Raw genomic sequence first — 21,446 nt, forward strand, 5'->3', positions numbered from 1 at the left:
AAACTAAATCTAACTATGAAAAGACAAATTACATTTCTGAGCCTATTATTACTTTTTACATCGACAATTATTTCTTGCAAAAAGGACACCACTTCATTAAAAGCTCGCATGATGGGAAAATGGTCATTGAGCAAAATTGTAGTTTCTGGATATACAGGTACCGATGCAGTAACAAAAAATGGAACTTTCAATTATGGAACCTCTGCGGATTATGTAGATTTCAAGGCAAATAACGATGATCAAGTAGAGATAAGTTTGAGCGGAAACAGAACAATTGGAACTTATATTATTGTATATGAAGATCAATTTACCATGGATTTAAATGATGGTGTGAATTATGCAAACGTAAATAGCCTTACCACAAATCAATTTCAATTTACCTCAAAAATTGATAAAACAAACATTGTTAAAATCTATTATTTGACAAGATAAAAATTTTGATCCCCGGATTATTTGCTTGCGCCATTGGTTTTTATATCAATGGCGCATTTTTTTTTCAGCTAACTCCTAGTAAATCGTGTTTCCATCACGAAAATTATGTTTTCCTAAACCCCTTAATTTCCGTAATTTCGCCCCTTTAAAAATTTAAAACTTGTAATGGATTACCAATTCAAAGAAATAGAACAAAAGTGGCAGAAATTTTGGGCCGATAATCAAACATTTAAAGCCGAAAGTAATTCTGAAAAACCAAAATACTATGTGTTAGATATGTTCCCTTACCCATCGGGAGCAGGTTTACACGTTGGTCACCCACTTGGTTACATTGCATCAGATATTTTTTCGAGGTATAAACGCCTTAAAGGCTTTAACGTTTTGCATCCAATGGGTTACGATTCATTCGGTTTGCCTGCAGAACAATATGCAATACAAACCGGCCAGCACCCGGCAATTACAACTGAGGCAAACATTGCAACTTACCGCCGCCAGTTAGACCAAATTGGTTTTTCTTTCGATTGGAGCCGTGAAGTGCGTACCAGTGAGCCATCTTATTATAAATGGACACAATGGATTTTCATGCAGTTGTTTAACTCCTGGTACAACATCGAAAACGATAAGGCAGAAGATATTTCCACCCTTATTGAAAAATTCAATGCATCCGGCACAGCCGATGTAAAAGCAGTTTGTGATGAGGATGTTAAATCTTTCTTACCAAGCGATTGGGCAACTTTTACTGACGAGGAAAAACAAATTGAATTGTTAAAATACCGCATGACTTACCTTAGAGAAAGTACCGTAAACTGGTGCCCTGCTTTAGGAACGGTTTTGGCAAATGATGAAGTGAAAGATGGTTTCTCTGAGCGTGGTGGTTATCCTGTTGAGCAAAAGAAAATGACGCAGTGGAGCATGAGAATTACGGCTTACTCTGACAGGCTTTTGCAAGGATTGGATACCATCGATTGGCCTGAACCGATTAAGGAAATGCAACGCAACTGGATTGGTAAAAGTGTGGGGGCGAGTGTGAAATTCCCTTTAAGCCTCACCCCAGCCCTCTCCGAAGGAGAGGGAGCTAATAACAATGGCTACGAAACTGCGGATCCATTGTTATGGGATATATTAAAAACTAATGCAAGAATAAATAAAGGTGTTCAAACAGATGCTGAAGATGCAATTTGGCAGGAGCTTCGAAATAACAAACTTGGGCATAAAATTAGAAGACAACATCCCATTGGTACTTATATAGCTGATTTTATCTGTCTAAATAAACGATTGATAATTGAGATTGATGGAGGTTATCATGTTGGAAATCAAGAAAATGATCAAATTCGAACAGATACGCTTAATCAACTGGGTTTTGATGTATTTCGTTTTTCAAATGAAGAAGTCTTAAATAGTCCTAGTGCTGTTGCTAATAAAATAAAAGATCTTCTTGAAAGCCGTCCAGATAAAACAGTCCCTAAACTAGGCGATTCTGCCTCCCTCTCCTTCGGAGAGGGTCGGGGTGAGGCCTGTATCGAAGTCTTCACCACCCGCGTCGATACCATTTTTGGCGTTTCGTATTTGGTTTTAGCACCAGAGCATGAATGGGTTGCTGAATTAACCACGCCAGAGCAAAAGCAAGAAGTTGAAAACTACATTGCTCAGACCAAAAAGAAATCGGAATTAGACCGCATGGCGGATACGAAAACGGTTTCGGGTGCTTTCACGGGAAGTTACGTTATTAATCCAGTGAATGGCGAACGCGTTCCATTGTGGATTGCCGATTACGTGCTTGCGGGTTACGGAACTGGTGCGGTTATGGGCGTACCAAGTGGCGACCAACGCGATTGGTTGTTTGCAACGCATTTCAACTTACCAATTATCCAGATTTTGGATAGACAAAAAGATATTGATGTTCAGGCAGACCATACCAAAGAGGGGAAATATATTAACTCAGGTTTCATCAACGGATTAACTTATCAAGAAGCTGTTCCACTATTGAATAACTGGTTAGAAGACAATGAAGTTGGTAAAGCAAAAGTTAACTTCCGTCAGCGTGATGCGATTTTCGGTCGCCAGCGTTATTGGGGAGAGCCGATTCCCGTATATTTCAAAGATGGTTTACCTTACTTAATCAAAGAGGAAGAATTGCCTTTAATCTTACCAGAAATTGATAAATATTTACCTACCGAAACTGGAGAACCACCTTTGGCTAGAGCTGAAGGTTGGAGGTATCAAGCCCCACCTCAACCCTCCCCAGAGGAGAGGGAGCTGCAAGACGCCTACCGTGCTAAAGCCGACCCAATGCTTTATGGAAGTTTGAAAGATAATGCTAAGCAACATCGTTTTGAGCCAACAGAGGCGGAAAATATTTTATGGCAATTTTTAAGAGATAATCAAACTGGAGTTAAATTTAGAAGACAACATCCTGTAGATAAATACATTGTCGATTTTATCTCGCTTAAAAAGGGATTGGTCATTGAGGTAGATGGTAAACACCATGATTCAATAGCAGAAGAGGATAAGCAAAGAACTGAAGTTTTAGCGCTTTATAATTATGAAGTAATTCGATTTACAAACAACGAAGTTATTGGAAATCCTGAGGGGGTTGTAGCTCAAATTGAGCAGAAACTTGCCACGATGGAAGATACTAAAGTCCTCCCTACTGGGGAGGATTTAGGTGGGGCTGGATATTCTTACGAACTTTCTACCATGCCGGGTTGGGCTGGAAGTAGCTGGTATTGGTACCGTTACATGGATGCCAATAACAATACAGACTTTGCTTCGAAAGAAGCAGTTGAATATTGGAAAGATGTGGATTTATACATTGGTGGCTCTGAGCATGCCACCGGTCACTTATTATACAGCCGTTTCTGGAATAAATTTTTGAAAGATTTAGGTCATACTAAAGAAGAAGAGCCTTTCAAAAAATTGATTAACCAAGGGATGATTCAGGGTAGAAGTAATTTTGTTTACCGCATTAGTGATGAAAATGGAAAACCAACTAATACTTATGTTTCAGCAGGATTAAGAAAAGACTATAAAACTTCAGCATTGCATGTTGATGTGAATATTGTTGAGAACGATACATTAGATTTAAATAAATTCAAAGCTTGGAGAGAAGAATATGCAAATGCAGAATTCATTCTAGAAAGTGGAAAATATATCTGCGGCGTCGAAGTAGAAAAAATGTCGAAATCAAAATTCAACGTGGTTAATCCCGATGATTTGATTGAACGTTATGGGGCTGATACTTTGCGTATGTACGAGATGTTTTTAGGTCCGTTGGAGCAAAGTAAACCTTGGAATACCAACGGTATTGAGGGTGTATTTAAGTTTTTGCGCAAGTTTTGGAGATTATTCCACAACGATGCTTGGAAATTTACAGTATCTGATGCTGAACCAACTAAAGCAGAATTGAAAACCTTGCATAAAATCATCAAAAAAGTTCAGGATGATATTGAGCGTTTCTCATTTAATACTTCCGTTTCAAGTTTCATGATTGCTGTTAATGAACTAACAGATTTAAAATGCAATAAACGCAGCATTTTGCAAGATATGGTGATTTTGTTATCATCTTATGCACCACACATCTGCGAAGAACTTTGGGTTCAGTTGGGTAATGAAGCCGGAAGTTTATCCTACACGGCATTTCCAACTTTCAATCCAGAACATTTGGTAGAAGATGAGTTTGCTTATCCGGTTTCGATTAATGGTAAAATGAAAATGAACCTGAATTTGAGCTTAACTTTAGCTCAAGCCGAGGCAGAAGCTATACTATTAGCTGATGAACAATTCATCAAATATTTAGATGGTAAAGCACCTAAGAAAATCATTTTCGTAAAAGGAAAGATTATTAATGTAGTGGTTTAAAGGAGCTTAAAGACTAAAGCAGAAAGCTATCCTGCAATTTTTATAAAAACACCCCGAGTTGAGCAATCAATTCGGGGTTTGCTTTTTTAGGCTATCGTCCTTGCGAGGCACAGCTTGTCCCGACTTTTCGGGAAAGCAATCTTACTACTATGGGTTTACAGCGCCCGCATTAAGATTGCTTCGTGCCTCGCAAGGACTACCGTTTGTGTGTTGTGCATTATTTACAATTCGCCTATTCATTGCCGTCTGGCTTCAGCCGACGGAAAAAATAAAAATAAAACCCGAGCTGTAATTTACAACCCGGGTTTTTTATACAATTAGCCAGAAAGCTTTGGTCTTTCAGCTTAAAAACTATGCTTTCGCCTTATTTCTATTGCCGCCAAATCTTCTATTATTGCTGGCGTTACGAGGTTTTCCACTCATGTTACCATCACCATTTCTTTTAGCGCCACCACCGCCGCCGCCTTTCGATTGCGCTTGAGGTTTGCGTTTAATTTGGTTTTTGGCCATCATATTTTCCCAACTTAACGGATAAGGATGGTCGTCAACAACAGGAAGAGTAATTTTTATCAGTTTCTGAATATCCAATAAGTATTCATTTTCTTCCGCATCGCAGAATGAAATTGCAATACCATTCGCACCCGCACGACCAGTACGGCCGATTCTGTGTACATAAGATTCTGGAATATTTGGTAATTCGTAATTGAAAACGTGAGATAATTGGTCAATATCGATACCACGGGCAGCAATATCAGTAGCAACCAAAACACGGATTTTTCTATCCTTAAATTCAGTTAAAGCCCTTTGGCGAGCATTTTGCGATTTGTTTCCATGAATAGCAGCAGATTTAATTCCGGCAAAGCCCAAATCTTTTACAATTCTATCTGCTCCATGTTTTGTACGCGTAAATACTAACGCAGTTTCAATTCCTTTATCCTCTAAAAGATGAATCAGTAATTTCTTTTTATCTGGCTTATCAACAAAATAAACCGATTGTACGATGGTTTCTGCTGTAGAAGAAATTGGCGTAACCTCTACTTTCGTCGGGCTGGATAAAATCGTATTCGCTAACTTTTGAATTTCATCGGGCATGGTTGCCGAGAAAAACAGCGTTTGGCGTCTTGCAGGTAATTTAGCCACAACTCTCTTCACATCGTGGATGAAACCCATATCTAACATACGGTCGGCCTCATCCAAAACAAAAATTTCTATAGTGTTTAAATTGATGAAACCCTGGTTCATTAAATCTATCAAACGACCAGGTGTAGCTACTAAAATGTCAACGCCTTTTTTAAGCGATTCTACTTGCGAGTGCTGACTAACACCACCGAAAATTACCAGATGGCGCAGGTTTAAATTGCGGCCATAAGCTTTAAAACTTTCTTCAATTTGGATGGCAAGCTCACGTGTTGGCGTTAAAATTAACGCTTTAATATTTTTTGTAGCTTTAGTGTTGATGTGTTTTTCGTGCAACAATTGCAACATCGGTATGGCAAAGGCAGCAGTTTTACCCGTTCCAGTTTGTGCGCAGCCTAATAAATCTTTTCCTTTTAATATCGTTGGGATGGATTGCTCCTGTATAGGCGTAGGTTGTGTATAACCCTCGGTCTCAAGGGCCTTTAAAATTGGCTCAATGAGGTTTAATTCTTTGAATAACATGTGTTTTTTTGTGTAATATTTATCGAAGAAGCTAGAACAATCATTTGTTGAAGGACTAACTTGCGGATTGCTTTAAATGATAAAGAAATTCTGCTTCGGCGGCAAAGATAGAAAAATTAATTGCTTTTTGCTAAAACCAGTCTAAGTGCATTCATGTAACATGTAATTTGCTTATTTTTTTTTGGAAATGAATGTCAGCAATTTTTAGGAAACACCTGCCCCGCTGTACACTGTAGCCCGATGAAAAATCGGGGCTGCCGTTCCCATCAGGTTTATAAACAAAGGATAGCATTTCAGATTTCGAGCATATTACTCCTTAAATAAGCGCTTTAATCCTTAAATACCATTATCCTTAAAATTCTGGTCACTCTTTATTTTCCTTAAACCTGCTAAAAAATAGCAGTGCAATCAAACATAAACCAAAACCTACAATCCCGTTCAGGCGCAAACCGAAATCATTGCCGGGGTCTTTACCGTAAATGGTAAGCATGGCAAATATGGCTATTCCCAAAGTTTGACCAAGTTTTACAAACAAATACTTTACGGCGAAGAACATTCCCTCATGGTTTTCACCTGTTTCTAACGTGTCTTTTTGAGCGATATCTGCCAAGATTGCGGTTGGTAAAATCCCTAATGCAGCCAGCGGAAAAGATGCCGATAACACCAAGATATAAATTTGCGTATAAGGACCGAAAGGCAGCTTCCCTAAAAAGAAAATGGTGACAAATATTAAGCAAAGCACACCAAAGGCAAGTAATACAAAAGGTTTTTTACCAAATCTAGCCGAACCGAAGTTTACCAGCGGATAAAAGAATAAAGATGCTAAAACCATGGCGCCCATAAATTTCCCGCCCTCCGATTCATCTAAGCCCAAAAGTACGGTGCAGAAAAACAACAATCCGCTTGAAATGATGCTCAGTGCGGTATAGAAAGCGAAATCAGATATCAAATAATATTTGAAGTTGCTGTTTTTAAACGTGTTTTTAATGGCTGGCCAAAGCGGAACGTGTGTTGGTTTTGCTACCGAAAAATCTTTCTCATCAATAAAAAATATAGGCAAAAGCATGACTAATCCTGATAGAATACACAAGCCCCAAATAGCAATTTGAACTGCCTCGCTGCGGTTGGCAACATGGAAATTATTTTGAACTAAATCAGCAAAATTATTGGTGCATGCCGATAAAATAATTCCGATTACAAAACCAACCTGCTGGTAGCTGGAGAGTTTCACTTTTTGCCTTGGCGTATGGGTTACTTCGGCCAATAAGGCGTTGTAAGGTATAATATAAGTAGTTACCGAAACAAAAAACAAGCAGAGTGTAATGGTTAACCACCAAGCATTATGCAAACTTTCTCCTTTTTGAATAGGGTAGAAGACTAATCCACAAAAAATCATGGCAGGAATAATTGCCCATTTCATAAACGGCATTCTACGTCCGTTTGGGTTTCTGCTGGCATCACTTTTCGATGCAATAAATGGGTCGAAAACGGCATCAATCAATCTGCCCGAAGCTGCAATAATGGAGAGAATGTTAAAAGCACCTAAAAAAACAAGTTGTGGCACCAATGGAGGTAAACCCGCATTACTTGGCGGCAAATAGAAATAAGGAAGCATTACGATGATAATATTCGTCATCGTGCTCCAGCCAATCATACCGGCAGCATAAAAAATTTCTTGTTTTAAGGAGAGTGTTTTATTCATTAATAATTTAAAAAGTTAGATTATTGATATTATTTATTCGTCATTTCGACCGCAGTGGAGAAATCTTTGTACAGCGCAACTTATTTCAAAGATTTCTCCATTGCGCTAAGCTCCAGTTGAAATGACGATTTAATTTAATAATTCCAATCAGGTTTATTTTACGCAGGTTAACCTAAAATATTTTAGAAAATAATGCATGGTAAACTTCCTTTGGTCAAGGTAGCAAATTTGCAAATTAAACCCGACAGAAACGGAAATACTTTTTATGTTCCACGACCTTGAATAGGCTGTCATTCTGAGGCACGAAGAATCTGCAAACTATGAAACAGATTATTCATTTTAGATTACCGTTTTCATAGGAATTCATGCTTGCTTCGCAGGTTTTCGTGCCTCAGAATGACAGAAGTTTAAAAAGATTTTAGTGTATGGCGGGACTATCGAAACCGACGAGCACAACAATTGCTTTTCAAATAACTATTTTTTGCTAAACAATCTCGAAACAAAATAAATCGCCAGAAAGCCAATAAAAATATACAATCCATTTAATGCAGCGCTTGGGTCGTCGGCGTAAATGCTAAAGGCAACAAAAGTGTAAGCGGCAATAAATATGATTGGGAATATAGGATATAACGGCACAGTATAGATGGTTTTTTTATCAAGATGTGCGGTGCGTTTCCTCAAGATAAAAATTGTGGCTGCAGAACTTGCCATGCTAATACTTTCGAGAAAAATGGTGTAGTTTAAAATCTTATCGAAAGTTTTAGCGTAGAAGATTATGACTACTGCAACCAAAGTGAAAATGGTTAAACTCCAAGTTATTACTTCCGTTTTTTTATTCATTTTGCTAAAGATTTTGGGTAAGGCACCTTCTTCGCCCATAGCAAACATTGCCCGTGGATTGCTCAATAAATTCACGTTTACATAACCCATTACAGAAATGAAGATAATTACCGAGAACATTTTGAAACCTGCAGGACCGAATATTTTAGAAGCTAAAATTGCAGCAATACTTTCGGCAGTTTTTAATTCTTCAAAGCCGATAACCTTTACATAAACGTAGTTTAGGATGAGGTAAAGTGCTACGATGATGGTTAAACCAATAATAATGGAACGCGGAATAACTTTTTTTGCTTCCTTAACTTCGCCACCAAAATTGATGGTTTGTGCATAACCTGCGTAAGAGAAAGAAACGGCAATAAGGCATAATCCCAAAGCCTTTCCATAATCAGACCAGGTAGGTAAAGCGCCGCTTGTGGTTTTGAAAATTGGTGTAACGGTTTGTGCTTGTCCGCCAAAAAACACAGCACAGATTAAGGTTAAAATCAAGCCGATTTTAATAATCGTTAATACATTTTGTGTTTTAGAGCTGGCCTTTAATCCTAACAAATTAATCAGGTAGAAAACCAGAATTGTTGTAATGGCAATTATAACCCTGTAGGTTTCAGTCTGCATTTCTGTTGGCAAAATAATTTTGCTCAGGTATTCTGCACCGATGATGGAAATCGCGGCTACAGATGCAGCACTTGAAATAAGTACAATACAGTTTATGGCAAAAGCGATGGACGGATGATAAGCCTGTGAGAAAATTTTGTAGTAACCGCCTGTCACCGGATAACGTGAGCCGATTTCTGCGTAAGTTAAGGCGCCACAAAAAGCTACGAAACCACCAATAAACCAAGCCAGATAAAAAAGTTCAGGAATTTGAGCTTTCGAAGCCACGTTAACAGGGGTACGGAAAATGCCCATTCCAATTACCAAACTGACCACAATCATGGATAAATCGAAGAGCGAAAGTTGCTTTTTTTGTTCTGTCATTTCTGTATGTCTTTCAACCATTTTAATGCTTCTACTCTTGCTAAATTCCTATAAAAATCCGTCCACTTTAATTTTATGTCTGAAGATTGAATCCCTTTCGTTAGAAATTCCATTTCCAAACCGAATGTTACTTCATCTTCTGGAAAGCTTAGATTATTGCTTTCAAACTCAATAGACGATATAATCATGTATTCAAAATTTTTATCTAAAAGGCTTCTATATTGAGGATATTTGGTGATAAATGCTTTTGAATTGTCTAATCTATTTTTTATACTGATTCTTGGTATCAATATAAAACTGTTTTCATCACTATGTATGGCTTGTAATGCTTCTCGTATTTCTTTGGTAGAGTTTTTAGCGTTTGCGAAATCATCCATGTGTATTTTAATAACTTCCAAGTCTTCTTTTTTAAGATAGAAAAGAAATTCAGTGAAAGCATGCGGTTGAATGAATGCATCAATTAAATTCTCAGCAGTTTTTTGAATTATCATTTGCATTATTAAAGGTGTTTATCCAAATATTCAGACTTCAATCTGAGATTGTCAGGATTGTTAAACTTGGGATTTCTAGAAGGATGATGCATTAAATAGCAGGGTATATTTTCAAAATGGATTTTCTGAATAAGATATAGCTCTTTTGTTCCCTCTTTTATTGTTAATACATTATGACTTATACCAAATTTAATCTTAAGCCATTTAGGGGCATCGCTTCCTAAAAATATTATATTTTTAGGTCTTACAAGCTTAATAAACTCTTGGGTTTTTTGCTTGCAAAAATTAATCATTTTTTTTCCATCATCACCAAAATTAATTTTCAAATCGGAAACTTGATTAGAATTGAAGTAAACGACATTCATAATTAGTGCCTTTTTTAAAAGTTCGTTAAGTTTTATGGTTTCATTGAATATTTTTAAAACGGGCTTACTTATCGCCCAATCTGGATTCGCTAAATACATATTCTTTCCAGAACTTAAATCACTTTTAGTTCTTTTGGTAATTCCTTTTTGTTCTTTTGCTTCTTTGTAAGTTTTAACTCCCGCCGGATTTGCACCAATGATTAATAAATCAGGATTTTCAAAAATTTCCGATTGGAATACATAAAAATCAGGATAAGTTTCATTTTTAGATGCGATTTCGTGACAGCCATTACTGACTTCTTCGAGCCAGTTTGAGATTTTTTCGTTCATTAGATAAGAATTTATATTAGCGGCACAAGATACAAAGGATTACGTAGAGTTAATATCTTCGACTTACCCATCATCCATTTTACCTCTTACATTTTACCTTTCATTTTTGTTGAAATTTTATTTTGCTACCCTCACATAATAAATCTATTATTGTATATTAATTTTTGCTATTTGAGATTTGCGAAACCAAACAACTTTAACTTCAAAAATTCTCAATATCAAATCATCCCTAAATACTGGTCATGTTGAACGTTAAAGCTTGCTCCGAACATCTCTCGGTATGGCTACTTTGTTTACTCGCAAAGTTCAATCAACCTGGCTAACAATAACAAAACTTATGGCAGAAGTAATTTATAACGACGACAGTATTCGCTCATTAGACTGGAAAGAACACATCAGACTACGCCCCGGTATGTATATCGGTAAGCTTGGTGATGGCTCTGCGCAAGATGATGGAATTTATGTTTTACTTAAGGAAATTGTAGATAACTCTATCGATGAGTTTGTAATGGGCAGTGGAAAAACCATAGAAATTACGGTTTCCGAGCAAAAGGTAAACATACGAGATTACGGTCGCGGCATCCCTTTGGGAAAAGTTATAGATTGTGTGAGCAAGATAAATACTGGCGGTAAGTACGACAGTAATGCATTCCAAAAATCAGTTGGTTTAAATGGTGTGGGAACAAAAGCGGTAAATGCGCTATCTACCAATTTTGTTGTACAATCTTACCGCGATGGGAAATCAAAAAAAGTCGAATTCTCGAAAGGGGAAATCGTTTCCGACCAACCCATCATTGATACCACACAACGAAACGGTACCGCAATTACTTTTTACCCTGATGAAACCATTTTCAGAAACTATCATTACATTCCTGATTTTGTGGAAAGCATGGTTTGGAATTATGTATTCCTGAATACAGGTTTAACTGTAAATTTTAACAATCAAAAATATTTTTCGGAAAGAGGTCTGTACGATTTGCTTTCTAAGTTTAATAAGCCCGAAGAAATCCGTTATCCGATTATACACATGATTGGTAACGACATTGAAATCGCAATGACTCACGGTCAGCAATATGGCGAAGATTACCACTCTTTTGTAAACGGGCAACATACTACACAAGGTGGCACGCATCAGGCCGCTTTTAGGGCGGCTGTGGTAAAAACCGTTCGGGAGTTTTTCAAAAAAGAATTTGATGCTGCGGATGTTCGTTCATCCATTATTGCAGCAATTTCCGTTCGTGTGCAGGAACCTGTATTCGAATCGCAAACTAAAACAAAACTGGGTTCTCAAAATATGGGCCCAGAGGGGCCATCGGTTGCTACTTTCATCAACGATTTTGTTAAAAAAGAATTAGATGATTATCTGCACAAAAATGCTGATGTTGCCGATGCACTTTTAAAACGTATCAATCAATCGGAACGGGAACGTAAAGATATCGCAGGCATTAAAAAACTGGCAAACGATAGAGCCAAAAAAGCATCGCTGCATAATAAAAAACTTCGCGATTGCAAAGTTCATTTCAATACCACACACGAAAAACGTTACGAAACCACCTTATTCATCACTGAGGGAGATTCAGCCTCGGGTTCGATTACCAAATCTCGTGATGTAGATTGCCAGGCTGTTTTCAGCTTAAAGGGTAAGCCGCTTAACTGTTATGAGCTAACCAAAAAAGTGGTTTACGAGAATGAAGAATTTAACCTTTTACAGCATGCCTTAAATATTGAGGATGGTTTAGAGGGTTTGCACTACAACAACATTGTTATCGCTACCGATGCTGATGTAGATGGTATGCACATCAGGTTATTGATGATGACTTTCTTTCTCCAGTTTTTCCCTGATTTAGTAAAAGCAGGACATGTTTATATTTTACAAACCCCATTGTTTAGGGTTCGAAATAAAAAAGAAACTATTTATTGTTATAGTGATGAAGAGCGCCGAAATGCCATTGAAAAATTAGGGAATAAGCCAGAAATCACTCGTTTTAAAGGATTGGGAGAAATTTCTCCTGATGAATTTGGTTTGTTTATTGGAAAGGATATCAGGCTCGACCCTGTTATTTTGAAAGACCAAACCATTAAAAGTTTGCTGGAATATTATATGGGGAAAAATACTCCAGATAGGCAGCAGCACATCATCAGGAATTTACGTGTAGAAAAAGACGAGGTAGCGGAAGAACCTAAAATTATTGATGAAGTAGCATAAAAATTCGGCGTTGGTTTTATCATAAAAATTAAATCAACGCAATTGAAACCCACTAAAAATTCAGCAACCAAATACCTCATCATCGTATTTTTAATTTTGGTTATTTTTGGAATAACGGCAGGTTTATTCGTTAACTTTTCCAAAATTCCACTTCTAAAATCGGTTAATAAAATTGTTCAGGTTCAGAATGACTATTTCACAGGTGCGTCAACTGTATCTTCTGGATGTTGAGGAGGTAATACATCCACTTTCTTTTCTACGATAGTGATTTTTGTAAACACAGCATACTTACTTGGGCTAATTCCTCCATCGTATTTTTCGGAATAAGCTTGTGTAAACTCAGCTCCAAAGTAGAGAATAATAGAAGTATAATAAATCCATAGTAATATGACAATTATAGAGCTTGCTGCCCCAAAAGCTGATCCTGGATTTCCTTTTTCTATATAAATGCCTATTAAATATTTACCCAAACTAAAAAGCACTGCTGTAAATAGGGCGCCAATAATTGCCGATTTCCACCTAATAACAACATCTGGGAGAACCTTAAATATTACAGTGAATACAGCGGTTACCGCCGCCAAGGTGATTACATTGTTCAATATGTAAATAATTAGCGCCATGGTATCATCTGCAACAGGTACAACTTTATCAATATCGGTTCTTGAAAGTAAATTAATAAGCTTGTCTCCTAAACCAACAACAAAGGTATTTACTACCAAGGAAACCAATAGTAAAAACCCCATTGACACGATTAAGGAAAACGACAGCAATCTATTAGTAAGCATTTTTAGCCATCCCTTTTTTGGTATAGCCTTTACTTTCCAAATCATATTTATACTATCCTGAATTTCGATAAAAATTGCAGTAGAACCGATGATAAGTGTTGCTATACCTATAATTAAACCAATTGTAGATTGACCAGTTTTAGTAGAATGCTCAACAAATCCCTGAATTTGAACTGCAGCATCTGGCCCAACCATATTTGTAACCTGAGCGAAAAACTTGTTTCTGGTATCAGTGTTACTTTTATCGCCCAAAAATAGGGTAGCTGCAGATAGGATAATAATTATGAGCGGTGTAAGCGAAAAAATAGTGTAGTAAGCGAGAGAAGCACTAAGCTTAGTAATTCTATCTTCCGCGAAACCCTTTCCCGCAGCAATAAGCAGGTGATAAAGGGCAATAAAAAAATGTTTAATCTTATGGATTACTTTCATCAAAAAATTAAAATGGATAGCCTATCCCAATATTAAAGATTAAGTTTTGTTTTCGCCAATCTTTATTTCCAAAAGCGACATCATCAAATACCCAACGTTGTCCATCAGGTAAGTAAGGTTTACGTACTGGAAAAGCAACATCCAATCTAATTACAAAGATAGTTGCATCAACTCTCACACCAGCTCCAGTACCAACCGCCAATTCATTAAGCGCATTTTTTAACTTAAAGCCCGATCCTGGCCTACCCAGATTTGTCGTTCCAGGGATACCCAAATCTTCTTTTCGTAGCCAAATATTTCCTGCATCAACAAAAAGGGCCCCGTAAAGAACACTCACAATCTTAAACCTCAGCTCAGAGTTTAACATCAATTTAATGTCTCCACCTTGATCAGAAAAAATGGCATTATCATCAACTTTAAATGTCCCAGGCCCTAAAGTTCGTGCTGCAAATGCTCTGATGTCGTTACTACCTCCCGCAAAAAACTGTCGTACAAACGGTAATGAAGTGCTATTTCCATAAGCATAACCATAACCTAAATTCAAACGATTTGCCCAAATAAGGTTTCTATTAATTTTATAGTAATCTCTCAAATCTGCTTCAACCCGAATAAATTGAGACACTGGAACGTTGAAAAGCGTTCGTTTTCCCTTCTCATCTTTTGGAACAAATGCACCCCAAACATTACCTCCTGTTTCTAAGGAGCCATAGAAATAAGTATTATTCCTTCTATTCTGCTCCATTTGGTTGGTATAGGTAAAGTTATAACTACTTCCAATGATAAGCTGATTTTCTAGTGTTGTACGAAGTAATGGATTAACTTTATATAGACTATCCCTAATAGCTGTATCAGGAAAACTTGTAGAAATATAACTTACCGATATGGGATTGAAGTTATGTTCTTTGTATAGATTCTCTTTAAAGTTATAACCAAACTCGCCTTTAAATGCGTTCAACGTATATTCCGACCCACGATTTAACATTTGATATGAAAGTGATGCAATTGTTTTCGGGATAAAAGCTGTTGTGCTATTGGGCTTATAAAAAGGAACAATAAATCTTGGGAATGTTAACTTTCCCTCTGCTGTTAATGATAATGAGTTTTTGCCCAAAGAGGTTCCAGAAGTTTGGGTTTCAAAACCACCGCTCACACTCACATCTAATTGTTCTGCGCCTCTAAAAAGGTTTCTGGTTGTTTGCGTTAATTTAACTTCTGATCCAACAAAGTTATTAGACTTACTAGTTCCAGTAACCGAAAAAGTTAATGAATTTTTCTTAAGTGGAGTTAAATAAATATTGAGATCGAGTTGGTCATTTTTTGCACTATCTGGTAAAAATTCTGCCCTCACATCTTGAAAAGCACCAATGTTAACCATTCTATTGAGCGATTGATTATGATCCCTACGATTGTAAGGTTCATCTTTTTGAAAGAAAACCAATCGATCGAAAAGTCGAGGTTTGAAAGTATTTCTATCGTCGTAAATATTGAAATCATTGTATTTAAGCGGCTTCAATCTTCTTAGAATACTATCTCTTCGCAAAGAGTAATTTGGATAGATGTTAATGTTTTTAATGGTGTAGGGTTTTAATCCAGCATCTGGAGCTATATCTTTTACCTTAACTGAAATATTAACTAAGTTTTTGCCAATTGTACTATCTACCTGTAAAATTAAATAATCAGGACTGAAATAAAAGTAGCCTTGTTCCTTAAGGTCGTTGTCAATCCTAATCCTTTCATTTTTGTACACATCCAAATCATAGAAATTGCCAACTTTTAATAAGGTTTTATCCTTATTTGCATTGATGATTTTAGTCAAATTCCCGGTATCTGGCGGAAAATTGATCTTATTAATCTTATATCGATCTCCAGTATTGGCCGTATAAATCGCCTTTCCTTTTTTATCTTTAACGATGGTATCTCCAGTAACTACCGCTTGCAAATATCCCTCACTTAACAGATAGCTAGTTAAAACATCATTATTGTATTTCAATTTTACTTCGCTTAATAATACGGGAGGTTCACCTTGTTTCCGTAACCAGTTTTTTAAGCCTTTTGGTTTTTTAGGTTCTCCCGCAAGGTTATAAATGCCAAGTTTATATTTTATGCCCAAAATGGATTTATTAGGACGAGGTCTTGTTTTGCTTTCCAGATCTGATTTAACTTGTTTTTCATCATCAATTCTGCCAGAAGAATCAGGGTTAATTTTCACCTCGGCACCTGTATATAAAATTTGCCCGGGTTTTAGTGATTTCGTACTGCTACAGCTCGCCCAAACTAAACAGGCCATTAAAAATAAAAAGGGTCTAGTTAGTTGTCTCATCTTGTGCTTTTTGTTCAATGTTTCTGATTCTTTTTATTCTTTTTTTCTGAAAAATCTCTCTGAATTTATTGTAGTCTACTACCAAGGTAAAACCTAAGCCTGTTTCAATAATCTGTCCTTGAACAATCATATCGTTCTGATTTCTACGATAAGCTCTTAAACGATATCTCCCATCAGCAGAAAGTGCATATTCTACATTTACGTTTCCCGCTATGTTGGTCGATTTTTCTCCAGGTGCTTGTGGTCCTTCCAACGCAAAAGAACTTCCAACGGTTACAGTTAACCTATCATTTAAAAGTTTCTTAGATAGGCCAACTTCCAAATCAGTTTTCTGTTGCAATGAACCGGTAGAATAATCTTCTGATGAATTTACGCCAAAGTTAAGATCCACACCTTGAATTAAATCAGAAGTTAAGTTATTCAGTTGTTCGGTTAAAAGTTTACTCACACTCGCACGAGCAAGGGTAGAAACGCCACCACCGCCGCCAGCTAAACTTTGGAAAGGATTATTTGCGATGAATCTATTCAATGCTAACAATGCAAAAACCTGTTTATTTAGCTCGCTTTCATCGCGATTAACATTTAACAATTTAGTGTAAACAATACCTCCCAAAGCATTTCGCTCATTTTCTGGTAAGTCTAATTTAAATGAGATGATTGGTTTTAAAAGTTCGCCTTTCATCATTAAATAAACTTGGAAAGGTAATTTTGTTTTGGCCTGAACGTTTGATGGATCATTGATTAAATCAATGGGAGCGGCGTTAACTTCATAAAGCGCACTCAGATTAACATTTGCAGTTGTTGGCTCGCCAGTCCAGATTATAGTGCTTCCTTTAACTAATTTAAATGCTTTTTTGCCCAGCGGACCAACAGACAAATTGTAAGATCCATTTACAATTTCATATCGACCAGTTAAGCTAATTTTTCCACTCGGATCCATTGTTGCATTTAAGTTGGCTTCACCTTTTATATTCAGCGCATCTCCGTTTGATGGATCTACCACTACATTAAGCTCAGCTTCTGGATCAATTGAAATGGCTGCAACAAGGTTAATCCCTTTCATGGGAGATTTACTTATGCTATCTACTTTCAGTGCTTTTTGTCCATTAAATGGTGGTGCATCGGCATCAATAAACTGCACAATTCCATCTTGATCGATTACCGACGGATCGCTAGATGGCAAGGCAAAAAAGAATTTGGTACCCTTATTTACCTTAACGTTCATATTTACATCTGGCTGGTTTAAATCTCCTCGCACCTTGATATTACTCGTTAAGAAAACCGTTCCGTAAATCATTTCATTATCAGCGGCAGTCGAATTAATCGCCCTGAAATTATTCATGTTAATATCTAAGCCGAATCGATAATTCTTAAAATCGTTTGTAAACACATTTCCATTGATGGTTGCTTTTTGATTAAGCGAATCAATCAAAGTGAAATTATTGAAACGGATTCCCTCATTATTAAACGAGATTTTTTCATTAGGCATACGGAAATAAGAATTAACATAAGCCACTCTTATACCAGCATTGTTAAAGGTTAAATCTCCCAAAATTTTGGGTGCGGTTAAGGCACCCTTAACAGATAGAGCTCCTGTTAATGTTCCCGTTCCATTTTTAAGTTGCCCTTGCGATAAACTCTCGATGTTTTTCATCTCAATCTTATCGATATTGACCGTTAAATCTAAGGCACTTTGAGGTGCTGTGTAATAAAAACCATTTACCCTTAATTCATGTACGCCACTTAACGCCACATTTACCTCATAAGCATTTTGCGTATTGTTATTTACAGCGACCCTTAAAGTTCCAAGCTCATCTTTTTGATAACGCAGTTGATCGATGGTTAAGTTGGCTTCGAATTTTGGCGTTGATGCTAGGTCTTTAACATTGGCTGTACCATTCAATCGCCCACCTACTAGCGTGGTATCAGTTTCTGCAAACTTGGTTAAGGTTTCCAATTGGAAATCCTTAAATTCTACAGATAAGGGAGCGTTTGGAGTAGTTGGATTGCTGTTAATAGCTAATGATTGGCCGCTATTGCTGATTTGGAATTGATTGACTAAAATTCCTGACTGGCCAAATTGTATGAAGTTATTTTCAGAAACCACCCATTTTTGGTAATCCAATAAAAGCTTCTGTGGGTCTAAACTGAACTTGAAATCCTTATTAATCGATTGAAAAGTTCCACCAATTACATACTTGTCTTTCCGTTGCCTATCTCTAAGGAAAATATTAACATCTAAATTATTATTTGCTGCATCACCACTTACTTCGGTATTGAATAGCGCAATAGATGGGCTTTTCAAACTTTTAACAGTTAAAGCATAATCCAGTTTGTTATTATCGTTATTGATATTTAAAACCGTTGTATCAACCTTAAAATCGCCATAAATTATTTGTGGGAAATTCCCCTTTATTTGCAGACTATCTTTTTGTGTATCAATTAACCCATAAAATTGCGATTGTTTGAAAACCGTTAATTCTGGCACAAATTGCTTCAATAGTTTCGAGTCATAAATATGTACGGCAAATCTCATCCTTTGATCAGGAATTTTGGTTACCGTTCCAAAAGCATAATACTTATTGATTTCGTTAATAAAAGCACTTCCGATTTTAGTAATTTGATATTTGCCATCAACCTTTGCCGATAAGATCTCAGATTTTAGTGTTAACTCATTTTCTGTTGCTGTAGATTTTGCCCGAACAGAAATAGTATCCACGTTAATTCGTTGTGCATCTTTCACAACCTGCAAACCTGTAATATCAACCGTTCCATTTAAATAGTCAGCATCAGCAGTGGCTAAATCTACCTTTACAACGCCTGCAGCACTAAGCACTGTCGGACTGAAATTCAATGCCTGAAGATTGACTTGTTTTAAGTTCAGATCTGCTTTGATTGCAGGATATTTACCCGCCAGATTTACTTTTGCATCCAATGCAAAGTTTGCATTGCTATCTGGCATACTGCTCTTTATAGCCACATTTTGGTTGGCATAAGTTCCTGAAAGATTTAGATTGCGATAGGTGTATTTATTATAGTAAGCACTTAAAACCTTGGCATTAAACTTTGCGTTGATTTTTTTAGGATCTAATCCTGTACCAACAACATCAGCCTTTACAGAAACCCTGCCTAATTTTGGCTGCATTTTCAACAAACGACCAACGTTAAAATTATTCAGCGTAACATTAGCCTTATAACTTTCTCTACCTTTCGGGCCATTCATTCCAGCAACTAAAACAGCGCCACCCATATCCGTTTGGATATTCATGTTGGTATTAAAATCCGTCATCGAACCTGTAAATTTACCTTTCGCATTGATTACGTTAGGTAGTTCGATGCTTGGCGGCAAAGATTTTTTCGGTACCACAACCAAAATATCACCTTTGGTTAAATACAGCTTTTTAATATTCAAATCGAGGAACGTTTTCTTAATATCAGGTAAGCCTTTAGCGGTTCCGCTAATGTCTATTTGAGTGTTTTTAAGTCCGCTGATTTGTAAGCGTGGAATAATGAGGTTGTTTAAATAACCATTAACCTCGGCGTTTAATTTAATTTTTTCGTTTCTATAATTTGCTGGAACTGCACTGCTAAAGAAGCCAGCGTCTTTTAAACCAATTGTAGTATTTTTAAAACTCAATGCCAGCTTAACTCTTTCAGGATGTTTTGTCAAATCCTCCATCGAAGTAAAATTTAGTTCCGTAGCATTTTCAATAGTGGTATTTGGCGTTTTTAAAACGAAGTTGCTCAGCTTAATCTGTTTATCATTATAAATGGCATTTCCTTTTAATACATCTAGGGCAAAGCCACTTTTCTCTTTCAACGAGCCGTTTTTAACATTGGCCTTAATTCCGGCAGCACTATAATTTACATCGCTGGCGCCAAAATTTAGACCTGTAATTTTCAGGTGATTAAAATCCATTCCTTTCGGAGCAGCTTTTGAGCCAAGGTTATCGAATTGAACATTATTATCAGCTAGGCTAATATTTTTAATAATTAAGCCCAATGGCGATTTCTCAGGAACAACCGTATCCTTAACCTTCTTTAAATCGTTGCTAGGAGCAGGTTTAAATGCAAAAAGGATATTCGATTTATTCAGTTTAGCATCATCAACGGTGTATTTGCTATTGGTTAAATCTACTTTTAGGTTAACCAATCCAAGATCATTTACATCAGCTACGGCCTTGGTAGTAGAAATTTGGTCATCATAATTAACTTTAACATTTTTAAAAGCAAAGTTTTCAATTTCAATTAAAGGAAGTTTGCCTGTTTCTTTTTGGCTGCTATCTACACTGTTTGTAATGTGCTGAACCAGTTTTACCAAAGGTTTTTGCTGCAAATAACGTAAGGAAGTATTGGTTAAATTTAGGTCTTTAATTACATAATGTTGGTTCGCCAAATCGAAGGTTTTCAATTGGGTTTTAAAAGCACCCAAGTAAACTTTTACGTCGTTTCCTGCAACATCATCACGGTAGTTAATGCCAATATCTTCAAATGAAACTTTATCAATTGAAAATTTAAGTGCAGATGTAGTGTCTTTATCAACTTTTTGCTGAGGCTTTTTCTGGTCGCTCATAAAGGCATCAACCAGAAAGGAAAAATTGAAAGTTGTATCAGGGCTAATGCGTTTAACATTAGCACGTATGTTTTTTAGTTCGATACTTTGAATTTCGACAGTATTCTTCAACAGCTTAAATAAGCTGATATCAACAGCTAATTTTTCTGCATATAATAACGTATCGCCTTTTTTATCTTCGATGTAAAATTTATTCAAAACAACATCTTTCGGCAATGCAATTTTAATGCTTTCAAGGCTAACTTCTGTCTTGGTTTTGGTTTTAAGGTAATTTATGGCCTTATCTTTAACAAAATTTTGTACCGCCGGAATATTTAATGATAAAGCCAAAGCAACCACAAGAATGATTATTGAAGCGATAACCCAGAGTAAAACTTTTAGACTTTTACGTACGTATTTATTCAAAGCTGATTATGTTTGGTGGTTTTCAAATGCTAAAAGCATGCCATTAAAATTAATATTAAGGCAGTTTTTATAAATA

The 21,446-nt window shown here is 36.6% G+C and carries 11 protein-coding genes; 3 read left to right on the plus strand and 8 right to left on the minus strand.

Translation table 11 applies throughout. The features are described 5' to 3' along the window. The first annotated feature begins 15 nt into the window (after positions 1-15). Positions 16-432, plus strand: a complete 417-nt coding sequence (locus tag EZ449_RS10600) for a hypothetical protein (protein WP_131558474.1) — start codon at positions 16-18, stop codon at positions 430-432. Positions 433-597: 165 nt separating this feature from the next. Continuing rightward, entirely contained in the window at positions 598-4,290 is a 3,693-nt protein-coding gene (locus tag EZ449_RS23060) for a leucine--tRNA ligase (protein WP_225872287.1), read from the plus strand. Between the two features lie 351 nt (positions 4,291-4,641). Here the strand turns inward: EZ449_RS23060 and EZ449_RS10620 are convergent, their stop codons facing one another. The 5 genes from EZ449_RS10620 to EZ449_RS10640 all read right to left on the minus strand — a co-directional run bounded on the left by EZ449_RS10620 (position 4,642) and on the right by EZ449_RS10640 (position 10,652). Then, on the minus strand, positions 4,642-5,949 hold the full coding sequence (locus EZ449_RS10620; protein ID WP_131558476.1) for a DEAD/DEAH box helicase: 1,308 nt from the start codon (positions 5,947-5,949) through the stop codon (positions 4,642-4,644). Between the two features lie 364 nt (positions 5,950-6,313). Continuing rightward, positions 6,314-7,651 carry an MFS transporter gene (locus tag EZ449_RS10625; protein WP_131558478.1) on the minus strand — a complete coding sequence of 446 codons (1,338 nt, stop codon included), beginning with the start codon at positions 7,649-7,651 and terminating at the stop codon, positions 6,314-6,316. Positions 7,652-8,125: 474 nt separating this feature from the next. Beyond that, a complete protein-coding gene (locus EZ449_RS10630; RefSeq protein ID WP_131558480.1) occupies positions 8,126-9,466 on the minus strand; it encodes an APC family permease in 1,341 nt (446 codons plus the stop codon). Beyond that, a complete protein-coding gene (locus tag EZ449_RS10635; RefSeq protein WP_131558482.1) occupies positions 9,463-9,963 on the minus strand; it encodes a hypothetical protein in 501 nt (166 codons plus the stop codon). Before EZ449_RS10635 ends, EZ449_RS10630 begins: the two co-directional genes overlap by 4 nt. Positions 9,964-9,965: 2 nt before the next feature. Continuing rightward, a complete protein-coding gene (locus tag EZ449_RS10640) occupies positions 9,966-10,652 on the minus strand; it encodes a uracil-DNA glycosylase family protein (RefSeq protein ID WP_131558484.1) in 687 nt (228 codons plus the stop codon). Between the two features lie 337 nt (positions 10,653-10,989). On the opposite strand from EZ449_RS10640, the gene EZ449_RS10645 reads away from it, so the two are divergent. Continuing rightward, the gene (locus tag EZ449_RS10645; RefSeq protein ID WP_131558486.1) at positions 10,990-12,858 is read left to right on the plus strand and encodes a DNA topoisomerase IV subunit B; all 1,869 of its coding nucleotides are present in this window, start codon (positions 10,990-10,992) and stop codon (positions 12,856-12,858) included. 191 nt (positions 12,859-13,049) lie between these two features. Here the strand turns inward: EZ449_RS10645 and EZ449_RS10650 are convergent, their stop codons facing one another. From EZ449_RS10650 to EZ449_RS10660, 3 genes are read right to left on the minus strand one after another with little or no spacing between them, the layout of a single operon-like run. Continuing rightward, positions 13,050-14,072, minus strand: coding sequence for a YihY/virulence factor BrkB family protein (locus EZ449_RS10650; RefSeq protein WP_131558488.1), 1,023 nt, complete (start codon positions 14,070-14,072; stop codon positions 13,050-13,052). 7 nt (positions 14,073-14,079) lie between these two features. Continuing rightward, a complete protein-coding gene (tamL, locus tag EZ449_RS10655; protein WP_131558490.1) occupies positions 14,080-16,392 on the minus strand; it encodes a translocation and assembly module lipoprotein TamL in 2,313 nt (770 codons plus the stop codon). Then, complete coding sequence (locus EZ449_RS10660) at positions 16,376-21,370, minus strand: translocation/assembly module TamB domain-containing protein (protein WP_131558492.1); 4,995 nt, start codon at positions 21,368-21,370, stop codon at positions 16,376-16,378. The genes tamL and EZ449_RS10660 overlap by 17 nt, the downstream gene beginning before the upstream one ends. Positions 21,371-21,446: the final 76 nt, after the last annotated feature.

The organism is Pedobacter frigidisoli, assembly GCF_004331675.1.
Taxonomy (GTDB): domain Bacteria; phylum Bacteroidota; class Bacteroidia; order Sphingobacteriales; family Sphingobacteriaceae; genus Pedobacter; species Pedobacter frigidisoli.

Bases quoted from the DNA above. Each gene is read 5' to 3' on its own strand.
- EZ449_RS10620 (WP_131558476.1), bottom strand. From the start codon at position 5,949: ATGTTATTCAAAGAATTAAACCTCATTGAGCCAATTTTAAAGGCCCTT.
- EZ449_RS10630 (WP_131558480.1), bottom strand. From the start codon at position 9,466: ATGACAGAACAAAAAAAGCAACTTTCGCTCTTCGATTTATCCATGATT.
- EZ449_RS10625 (WP_131558478.1), bottom strand. From the start codon at position 7,651: ATGAATAAAACACTCTCCTTAAAACAAGAAATTTTTTATGCTGCCGGT.
- EZ449_RS10645 (WP_131558486.1), top strand. From the start codon at position 10,990: ATGGCAGAAGTAATTTATAACGACGACAGTATTCGCTCATTAGACTGG.
- EZ449_RS23060 (WP_225872287.1), top strand. From the start codon at position 598: ATGGATTACCAATTCAAAGAAATAGAACAAAAGTGGCAGAAATTTTGG.
- EZ449_RS10640 (WP_131558484.1), bottom strand. From the start codon at position 10,652: ATGAACGAAAAAATCTCAAACTGGCTCGAAGAAGTCAGTAATGGCTGT.
- tamL (WP_131558490.1), bottom strand. From the start codon at position 16,392: ATGAGACAACTAACTAGACCCTTTTTATTTTTAATGGCCTGTTTAGTT.
- EZ449_RS10600 (WP_131558474.1), top strand. From the start codon at position 16: ATGAAAAGACAAATTACATTTCTGAGCCTATTATTACTTTTTACATCG.
- EZ449_RS10635 (WP_131558482.1), bottom strand. From the start codon at position 9,963: ATGCAAATGATAATTCAAAAAACTGCTGAGAATTTAATTGATGCATTC.
- EZ449_RS10650 (WP_131558488.1), bottom strand. From the start codon at position 14,072: ATGAAAGTAATCCATAAGATTAAACATTTTTTTATTGCCCTTTATCAC.